The organism is Gemmatimonas sp. (genome assembly GCF_044345575.1).
In the GTDB taxonomy this organism is placed as follows: Bacteria; Gemmatimonadota; Gemmatimonadetes; order Gemmatimonadales; family Gemmatimonadaceae; genus Gemmatimonas.
The window spans coordinates 1-8,676 of sequence record NZ_JBIJAW010000135.1 but is presented as its reverse complement, the minus strand read 5'-3'; the positions used below and the strand labels follow the sequence as shown (position 1 = coordinate 8,676).

The 8,676-nt window shown below is 67.0% G+C and carries 8 protein-coding genes; 2 read left to right on the top strand and 6 right to left on the bottom strand.

The window, feature by feature from the left end:
* The 6 genes from ACIQ6O_RS09465 to trpS form a co-directional block, all read right to left on the bottom strand.
* The coding region (locus ACIQ6O_RS09465) for a YpdA family putative bacillithiol disulfide reductase (RefSeq protein WP_396207543.1) at positions 1 to 1,038 on the bottom strand (1,038 nt) is incomplete at its 3' end.
* A gap of 29 nt (positions 1,039 to 1,067) precedes the next feature.
* A complete protein-coding gene (locus ACIQ6O_RS09460) occupies positions 1,068 to 2,354 on the bottom strand; it encodes an adenylosuccinate synthase (protein ID WP_396207542.1) in 1,287 nt (428 codons plus the stop codon).
* A gap of 144 nt (positions 2,355 to 2,498) precedes the next feature.
* Entirely contained in the window at positions 2,499 to 3,017 is a 519-nt protein-coding gene (locus ACIQ6O_RS09455) for a DUF456 family protein (RefSeq protein WP_396207541.1), read from the bottom strand.
* A gap of 85 nt (positions 3,018 to 3,102) precedes the next feature.
* Entirely contained in the window at positions 3,103 to 4,005 is a 903-nt protein-coding gene (locus ACIQ6O_RS09450; RefSeq protein WP_396207540.1) for a dihydrodipicolinate synthase family protein, read from the bottom strand.
* Between the two features lie 87 nt (positions 4,006 to 4,092).
* Positions 4,093 to 5,403 carry a type IV pilus twitching motility protein PilT gene (locus tag ACIQ6O_RS09445; RefSeq protein WP_396207539.1) on the bottom strand — a complete coding sequence of 437 codons (1,311 nt, stop codon included), beginning with the start codon at positions 5,401 to 5,403 and terminating at the stop codon, positions 4,093 to 4,095.
* Positions 5,404 to 5,602: 199 nt separating this feature from the next.
* The gene (gene trpS / locus ACIQ6O_RS09440) at positions 5,603 to 6,595 is read right to left on the bottom strand and encodes a tryptophan--tRNA ligase (RefSeq protein ID WP_396207538.1); all 993 of its coding nucleotides are present in this window, start codon (positions 6,593 to 6,595) and stop codon (positions 5,603 to 5,605) included.
* A gap of 275 nt (positions 6,596 to 6,870) precedes the next feature.
* Here trpS and ACIQ6O_RS09435 point away from each other — a divergent pair, with 275 nt between their 5' ends.
* Entirely contained in the window at positions 6,871 to 7,677 is an 807-nt protein-coding gene (locus ACIQ6O_RS09435) for an inositol monophosphatase family protein (RefSeq protein WP_396207537.1), read from the top strand.
* A gap of 156 nt (positions 7,678 to 7,833) precedes the next feature.
* The coding region (gene ftcD / locus ACIQ6O_RS09430; RefSeq protein WP_396207536.1) for a glutamate formimidoyltransferase at positions 7,834 to 8,676 on the top strand (843 nt) is incomplete at its 3' end.

Here is an 8,676-nt window from a genome sequence, read left to right as displayed (position 1 = left end):
GCGTTGCACCTGGCGTTGCACGTGGCGTTGCACATGGGCCGCGATGGCATCGCCATGATCGCGGCCGTTTTCGATGAAGATCCGATTGGCCTGGTTGCCGCTCGCGATCACTCCCGCAAGGTAGACACCCGGGACCGGCGTGGCCATGGTGAGCGGGTCGTGCGCAGGGATCCCGTTGTCGGCGTCGATCGGCACGCCGATCTGCTCGAGCAGCCCGGTTTCCGGCAGGTATCCCGTCATGGTATACACCTGTGTCGCAGCGAGGCGCTCACGACCATCCGGCCCCTCGATCACCACCGCCTCGGGTTCGATCGCGACCACCCGCGAGGCGAAACGCGCCGCAATGGCACCGTCGCGCAGGCGCGCCTCGATTTCCGGGCGCACCCACGGCTTCACGTTCGCATCGAGCGTGGGCCCGAAATGCACCAGCGTCACCTGCGCGCCGGCGCGATACATGTCGAGCGCGGCGTCCACGGCGCTGTTGGCGCCCCCCACGACCACCACCGGCTCTCGCCACGCCGAGTGCCCCTCGGTGTAGCCATGGCGCACATGCGGGAGCGATTCCCCGGGCACGCCAAGCCGATTGGGGCGCCCGAAGTAGCCGGTGGCGATCACCACGGCATGCGCCGCCGTCTCGCACACCGTACCCGAGCGCTTCACCGAGCGTAGCAGCCACCGCGCCGAATACGCCGGCGAAGGCTGGCCCACGCGGGGATCGACCCGCACGGGACGCATCGTTTCCACCGTTTCGTACTGCCGCACGTCGAGGCCGTACAGATCGGCCACGCCACGATAGTACGCGAGCGCATCTCGGCGGGTGGGCTTCTCCGTGGCCACAATGAATGGCACACCGCCGATCGCGATACGCTCAGCCGTGGAGAAGAACGACATGTACGTGGGATAACTCGCAATGCCGTTCACGAGGCACCCGCGATCGAACACCACGGCCGACAACCCCGCGCGCTGCGCCGCAATCGCCGCGGCCAGCCCGCACGGCCCGGCGCCGACGACCGCGACGTCGACCGTCGTCGATTCCACGTGCACGTGCTCGACTGGAATCAGTTCGCTCAGGACTTGAGCGAAATGATCTGATCGCGACGCGTGCCCACGCTCACGAACGCAATGGGCGCTTCACACAGCTGCTCGAGACGATCGAGATACGCCCGCGCCGCCGCCGGCAGATCACTCAGCGTGCGCGCATCCTGCGTGCTCTGCTTCCAGCCGGGGAACCACTCGTAGATCGGCTCCGCCTTTTCCAGCACCGCGAGATCGGCCGGGAATTCCGTGAAAATCTCCTCGCCCACCTTGTAGCCGGTGCACACCGCGAGCTCGTCGAGCGTATCGAGCACGTCGAGCTTGGTGATGGCGAGGCCCGTGAGACCATTCACGCGCGCGGCATACTTCACCACCACCCCATCGAACCAGCCACAACGACGCGGACGCCCCGTGGTCGCGCCGAATTCGTGACCGAGCTGACGCACGTGACTGTGCAGCGGCTCCTCGAGCTCCGTGGGGAGCGGGCCGTTGCCCACACGCGTGGTGTATGCCTTCACCACCCCCAGCGCGGCGTTCAGGGCCATCGGCGAAATGCCGACTCCCGTAGCCGCGCCGCCCACCGTCGTGTTGCTCGACGTGACGAACGGATACGTGCCGTGATCGATGTCGAGCAGCGATCCCTGCGCGCCCTCCAGCAGCACCGCCGCGCCGCTCTTGATGGCGCGATGCACGCACAGCCCCACGTCCTCAGCGAGACCGAGCAGACGCGGCGCCAGCGACTCGAGCACCTGCATCGTGTGCTCCACGCTCGCCCGCACGTCGGCGCCGCTCCGCTCGAGCTGCGCATTCGCGCGCTCCACACCGGCCGTCACCAGTTCGCGCAGACGTTCCGTGTTGCGCAGGTCGAGCACGCGCACCCCGCGGCGCGCCACCTTGTCTTCGTACGCCGGACCGATACCGCGCCCCGTCGTGCCGATCGCCTTGCTCGCGGCGCTCGCCTTGTCCACCAGCTTGTGGTACGGCATCACCAGATGGGCGCGCTCGCTCACGTACAGGCGACCCTCCACATCCACACCGTCGGCCACCAGCTCGTCGACTTCGGTGAACAGCGTCTCGGGGTCCATCACCACGCCGTTGCCGATCGCGCAACGCACGCCCGGATGCAGGATGCCGCTCGGGATCTGGTGCAGGATGAACGACTTGTCGCCGATATGCACCGTGTGGCCGGCGTTGGCGCCGCCCTGGTAGCGCACCACCCAATCGGCCTGCTCGGCGAGCACGTCGACCAACTTGCCCTTCCCCTCATCACCCCACTGCGCCCCGACAACCACCACGGTGCGCGTCTTCGAATCGAACATGCGATCGGTCTCCGGCGGCCCAGCGGCCGCGCACAAAAAACGCCCCGCGGACGGTCCGCGGGGCGTTGTGGAAATCTAGGCCGTCAGGGGCGGCGGCGCCACCGCGCCGCACGCGGTTCGCCGCACGCGGTTCGCCTCACCCGGTCACCCCGTGCCGGTCACGCGTCCGAGCAGCGACGCCGCCGTCACCCAGGCGAGAATCGCCACACCGAAGCCGACCTTGAGCGCTGCGGCCACCACCCGGCCGACAAGGGCCCCCGTGGCAACCTGCATGAGCTCGCCGCGCCGGGCGAGCGGCACCGTGAGCTCCGCCACCAGGGCCCCCGCAAAGGCCCCGGCAAAAGCGCCCAGCAGCGACCCGATCACAGGGAGCGGTACCCCGACCACCGCCCCCACCACGCCCCCGACCATCGCGCCCCAAGACGCCCGCCGGGACCCGCCGTATTTCCGGGCATACCGTCCGGCCACCGCGAATTCCGCCACCTCGGCGACCACCACCATGACGCCGACCACCACCACCGTCAGCGCACCGACATCCCCCGCCGGAACCGCCAGCCAATAGCCGAACGTGGCCGCCAGCATGACCCACAACCCGGGGAGTCCCAGCGGCACGAGCACGAGTCCCACCAGCAGCGCCACGAACAGGGCAAGCATGGCAATCATGCGTTGTCATACGCGCCTGTCGCTCTCCGGTTTCACCCGGGAATCCACGCTCCAGCAACCAACCGATTCGCGCTGCCCGACCGGCTCAGAGCAGACCGGCAGCCGCGAGACGGGTGCGGATCGTCTCCAATTCCTCGGCACTCACCGGCAGCAATGGTGAGCGCGTGGGCCCACCGCTGAGCCCCACGAGATCCATTGCAGCCTTGATCCCCGCGGGGCCCATCGCGCCGGCGATGTCCATCGCAAGCGGGGTAAGCGTGCCCTGTAGCGAGGCCGCCGCGTCACGATCACCAGCCCGGAAGAGATCGAGCATCTTCCGCACGGCCGGACCGGCGTAGAGCGCAATCGCAAGAATCGCCCCTGACGCGCCAGCTGCCAGCGCGGGAACCACCGTGCCGCCGCTCCCGGTGAGCACCTTGAACTGCTCGTTCTGCGCCTCGAGATACTGCTGCAGCACCGGGATGTTGCCGGCACTGTCCTTCATGCCGATCACATTGCCATGCTGTGCCATCTCGTGCACGAAGGCGGGGCTCAACACGATGTGCGAGTACGCCGGCATGTTGTAGAGCAGCACCGGCAAGGGGCTCGCGTCCGCCACCGCACGGAAGTGCGCCAGCAGCGCAGACTCCGACATGCGCTTGAGGAAGTAGTGCGGAGAAATCACCAACACCGCGTTGGCACCGGCATCCCGGGCGTCATTCGCGCGCTGGATGGTCAGGCGCGTGCTCTCGCTGCCGATGCCCGCGATGAGCCACTTTTCCTGCGGCACACGCTCGCGGGCCAGGGCGAGCAACTGCCGACGATCGTCGTTCTCCAGCAGCGCGGATTCACCGCTCGAACCACCGACGAGCACGCCGTCCATCCCGAACGACAGATGGGCATCGAGATTGCGCTGAAACGCGGCGCTGTCGATTTCACCGCTCGCGGTGAAGGAGGAGGTGGCGGGCACCATGAGCCCGCCCAGCTGGGCAACGGTTAGTGAGGACATCCCTCAAACTTGCGATGGTCGAGCCCGGCACGCGAGGGCTGCCGCGTGCGTTCTCCCAGGTACCCTCCCACGTCCCCGACCTCGCGATTACTGCCCGAACAGGCTCTCGAACCCGCTCCCGAACACGTCCCTCGACAGTGGGCTGGGACTCTTCACCGTTTCCTGACCACTCGGAGTCGTACCGATGGGCGGGAGCTCGTGTCCGGTGCCGAGCGGGTTGGCGCCGAGCGGGCTGGTGCCGACACTGCGGGCGCCAACGGCCGCCTGCGGCGGCGCAGCCCGCATGGGCGTCGTGGTCGGCTTGATCGTCAGCCCCGCCATCGGTGTTTTGCGCGCGCGGCCCATGCGGAAGCCCAACTCGAAGTCGGCCGGATTGGTCGCGGCGCCCTTCGCCGTCTCAAAGTCGATCTCGCCGCTGTGCACCAGCTCCGTGAGATGCTGGTCGAAGGTCTGCATTCCGTACTGCGACCCGTCGGCCATGTAGTCGCGGATCTCCGGAATGCGCCCCTCGGCAATGAGATCGCGAATGGTGCTCGTGTTGATCATCACTTCGGCGGCCACCACGCGTCCCTGCCCACTCTTGCGCGGTAAGAGGCGCTGCGACACCACCGCGTGCAGCGACTCGGCCAGGCGCATGCGCACCACCAGCTGCTCCTCCGGCGGAAACATGGCGACGATGCGCATCACCGTGGTCACTGCGTCCGGCGTGTGCAGCGTGGAGATGAGCAGGTGCCCCGTCTCCGCCGCCTTCATCGCCGTGTCGATCGTTTCCGCATCGCGCATCTCGCCGATCAGAATCACGTCGGGATCCTGACGCAACGCCGCACGAAGGCCCATACGGAAGTTATCGGTGTCGATGCCGATTTCCCGCTGGGTGACCGAGCTCTTGATGTCGTTGTGGATGAACTCGATCGGATTCTCGAGCGTGAGAATGTGCTTCTCGTAGTTCGCGTTGATCTCGTTCACCAGCGCGGCCATCGTGCTCGACTTCCCTGATCCCGTCACACCGGTCACGAGAATCATGCCGCGCTCGGTGTGGGCGATACGCGAAAGCACCGAAGGCAGCCGCAGCGACTGCACCGTGGGGACCTGCTCGGGAATCACCCGCATCACGATGGAGTGCGACGTGCGCTGCCGCAGAATATTCACGCGGAATCGTCCCACGCCCGGCGCGGCCCACGAGCAGTCGAAATCACGCAGCGTATCGATCATCGCCCGGTCGGCATCATTACCCATCAGGTGCAACGCAATCGCGCGCGTCTGCTCCGCCGTCAACGCCTGTTTCGTGAGCACCGTGAGCCGACCGTCGATGCGGGCGCGCACCACATCGCCTGCCTTGATGTGCACGTCGGACGCGCCGCGTTCGACGGCTGCCTTGATGATGCGTTCAATCGCCACGGTCACTATGCCCGCTTGGGGAAAACCCTCGCACGCCGGCCCGCGTGCTCTCGGTGGCGAGACGACCCGACCGGGGTTCCGGCAACGTGACAGGGCCCGAACATCACAAAACTGCTCCAATTCAAGGGGTCAGAGCCGTTGATCCGAAATCAACGACGCTGACCCCTTGATCGCTTAAATCGAAAGCGCGCTGACGCCGTCAGGGAGCGGTGATGCCGCTCAGCCCCATGACCTCGCGCACTTCCGTCATGGTCTGCTGCGCGATGGCCCGGGCCGCACGCCCGCCGTCGGCAATCGCATCGAGGACCCGCGCCGGTTCCGCATCAAGCTCGGCGCTGCGGCGGCGAATGGGCGTGAGCTCCTGCACCATCCCCTCGTGCAGCACCTTCTTGCAGTCCATGCATCCCCAGCCGGCCGTACTGCACTGCTCGGCCACATGCGCCACCGTGGCCTCGCTGTTGAACGCCTTGTGCAGCTGGAACATGTTGCACACCTCGGGGCGCCCCGGATCGCTCTTGCGTACCCGCTGCGGGTCGGTCATGGCCGGACGCAGCTTCTGCCAGATGTCCTCGTCGCTTTCGAGCAGACCGATGGTGTTGCCGAGGCTCTTCGACATCTTCGCGTTGCCATCGAGCCCCATGATGCGGCGCGTGGGCGTGAGCAGCGGCTTCGGCTCGGGGAAGTACTCCACCTCGAACTTCGCATTGAACTTGCGCGACGTGTCGCGGGCGAGTTCGAGGTGCTGGATCTGATCTTCGCCCACCGGCACGCTGTCGGCCCGATACAGCAGGATGTCCGCCGCCTGCAGCACCGGGTACATGAGGATGCCGGCCGGAATGCTCTCCATCTTCTGCGACTTGTCCTTGAACTGCGTCTGCCGCTCGAGGTCGCCCAGCGGCGTGATCGTGGTGAAGATCCACGACAACTCGGTGTGCTCGGGCACGTCGCTCTGCATGAAGAGCACGGCCTGCGTGGGGTCGATCCCCGACGCGAGCAAGCTCTTGGCCATCCCCCAGCGGCGGGCACGCAACACCGCCGGATCGTACGCCCCGGTGATGGCGTGGTAGTCCACTACGCAGTAGATGGCGCCGGGGTGCTCCGCCTGGAGCTTCACCCAATTCTTGACGGCACCAAGGTAGTTGCCGATGTGGAGTTCGCCGGAGGGCTGGATGCCGCTGAAGATACGTGCCATGGGGAGAAACGTAGCGGGGGCTGCCGTGGGGGTGAACCACCACCAGCAGACGGCAGACCGCAGGAACTACAGCACGCAGAACGGGAGGAATGCGGTACAACAACACGGGGGCGGCCGCTTCGCGGCGCCCCCGATTTCCTTTGCGGTAGGGACATCGGGTGCCGCGCGCAGCGCTGGCACCCGTGTTGTTCTTCCACATTCCTCCCCGACTGCGAGCTGTAGTTCCTGCCGTCTGCCGTCTGCAGTTTCGCGATCCCCAAGGTCAATTTCCAAGCATGACGCCCCCCACGCCCTCCTCCCGACGCCACTGGCTCGACGCCGCCACCGCCGCCGCACAGGTGGCCGCCGAGTTCATCACCCACGAAGCCCGCTCCCACCGCAACATCACCTGGGAAGCCAAGAGCGCCACCGACTTCGTGAGTCACGTGGACTTGGGCGCCGAGCAGCGTATTCGTGACGTGTTGCTCGATCGCGTCCCCGACATCCGGATCGTGGGCGAAGAGCTCAGCAACGACGCCAACCCGGAGGAAGGGCTCGTGGCCATCGTCGACCCGCTCGACGGTACCACCAACTTCCTCCACGGCTTCCCCAATTACGGCGTCTCCATCTGCATTGCGCTCGATGGCGTGCCTGTGGCTGGCGTGGTGCATGACGTCGCGCGCGGTGGCGTGTGCACCGCCAGCGCGGGCGACGGCGCCTTCGTGGATGGCGAGCGCATCCACGTGTCCACCAACACCGACCCGGCCCGCGCCCTCATCGGTACCGGTTTCCCGTTCCGCGACGTGTCGTACGCCGACCGCTATCTCGCCATGATGAAGCGCATCATGCCGCAAACGGCTGGCATGCGACGCGCGGGAAGCGCGGCGCTCGATCTGTCCGACGTGGCCCGCGGCCGCTTCGAGGCCTTCTGGGAGCTCTGGCTCAACCCCTGGGATCTCGCCGCCGGTGTGCTACTCGTGCGTGAAGCGGGTGGCCGCGTGACCGATCTCGAGGGCAACGACGCCCGCCTCATCGGCGGTACCATCGTCGCTTCGAATGGCGTGCTGCACGACTGGTTCCTCGACACCCTCAACAATGCCTGAAGGCTGGTGGGTGAAACGCGCGTGCACGGAGCTCACCGAGCAGGGTGAGGGCACAAAGAACGGCAAGGCGGTATGCTTTTCTCCGTGATCTCACCCACCTCGGCGATCTCCGTGTGAGCGCGTCCCCTCTCACACCTCACCCTCTCTGAGGAAAGCATGCCGCTCGTCGAGTGCGTCCCCAACTTCTCAGAAGGCCGCGACCTCACCATCGTCGCCGCCATCCGTGACGCCATTGCGGCGCACGACGGCGTGCACGTACTCGACGTCACGAGCGACGCCTCGCACAATCGCAGCGTCATCACCTTCGTCGCCTCGCTCGAGAGCGCCGTACCCGCGGCGCTCGCCGCCATGCGCGTAGCGCGCGACCGCATCGATCTCACGCAGCAATCGGGCGAGCACCCGCGTATTGGCGCCACCGACGTGGTACCGTTCATCCCGCTCGACGGCGCCACGATGGACGACTGCGTCGCCCTCGCTCGTACACTCGGCGAACGCGCGTACCGCGAACTCGGCATCCCCGTCTACCTGTACGAACGCGCGGCCACGACCCCGGCGCGCACCAACCTTGCCGATGTGCGCCGCGGGCAGTTCGAAGGATTGCGCGACGAAGTCCGCACGAATCCACTGCGCCGTCCCGACTTCGGCGACGCCGCACTGCACCCCACCGCCGGCGCCACCGCCGTGGGCGCGCGCCCCTTTCTCGTGGCCTACAACATCTACCTCGGCGACAAGGTCAGCATGCCCGTCGCCAAGGCCGTGGCGAAGGCGGTGCGTTTCTCCAGTGGTGGACTCCCGCACGTGAAGGCGCTCGCCATGGAAGTGGACGGACAGGCGCAGGTGAGCATGAACCTCGTGGACACGGAGCAGACGCCGCTGCACGTGGTGTACGATGCCGTACGCGCCGAGGCGGCGAAGCACGGGGTGGAACCCACCTGGAGTGAGCTCATCGGGCTCATGCCGCAGCGCGTGCTGCTCGAAGCCGGCGCGCACGCCATCAAG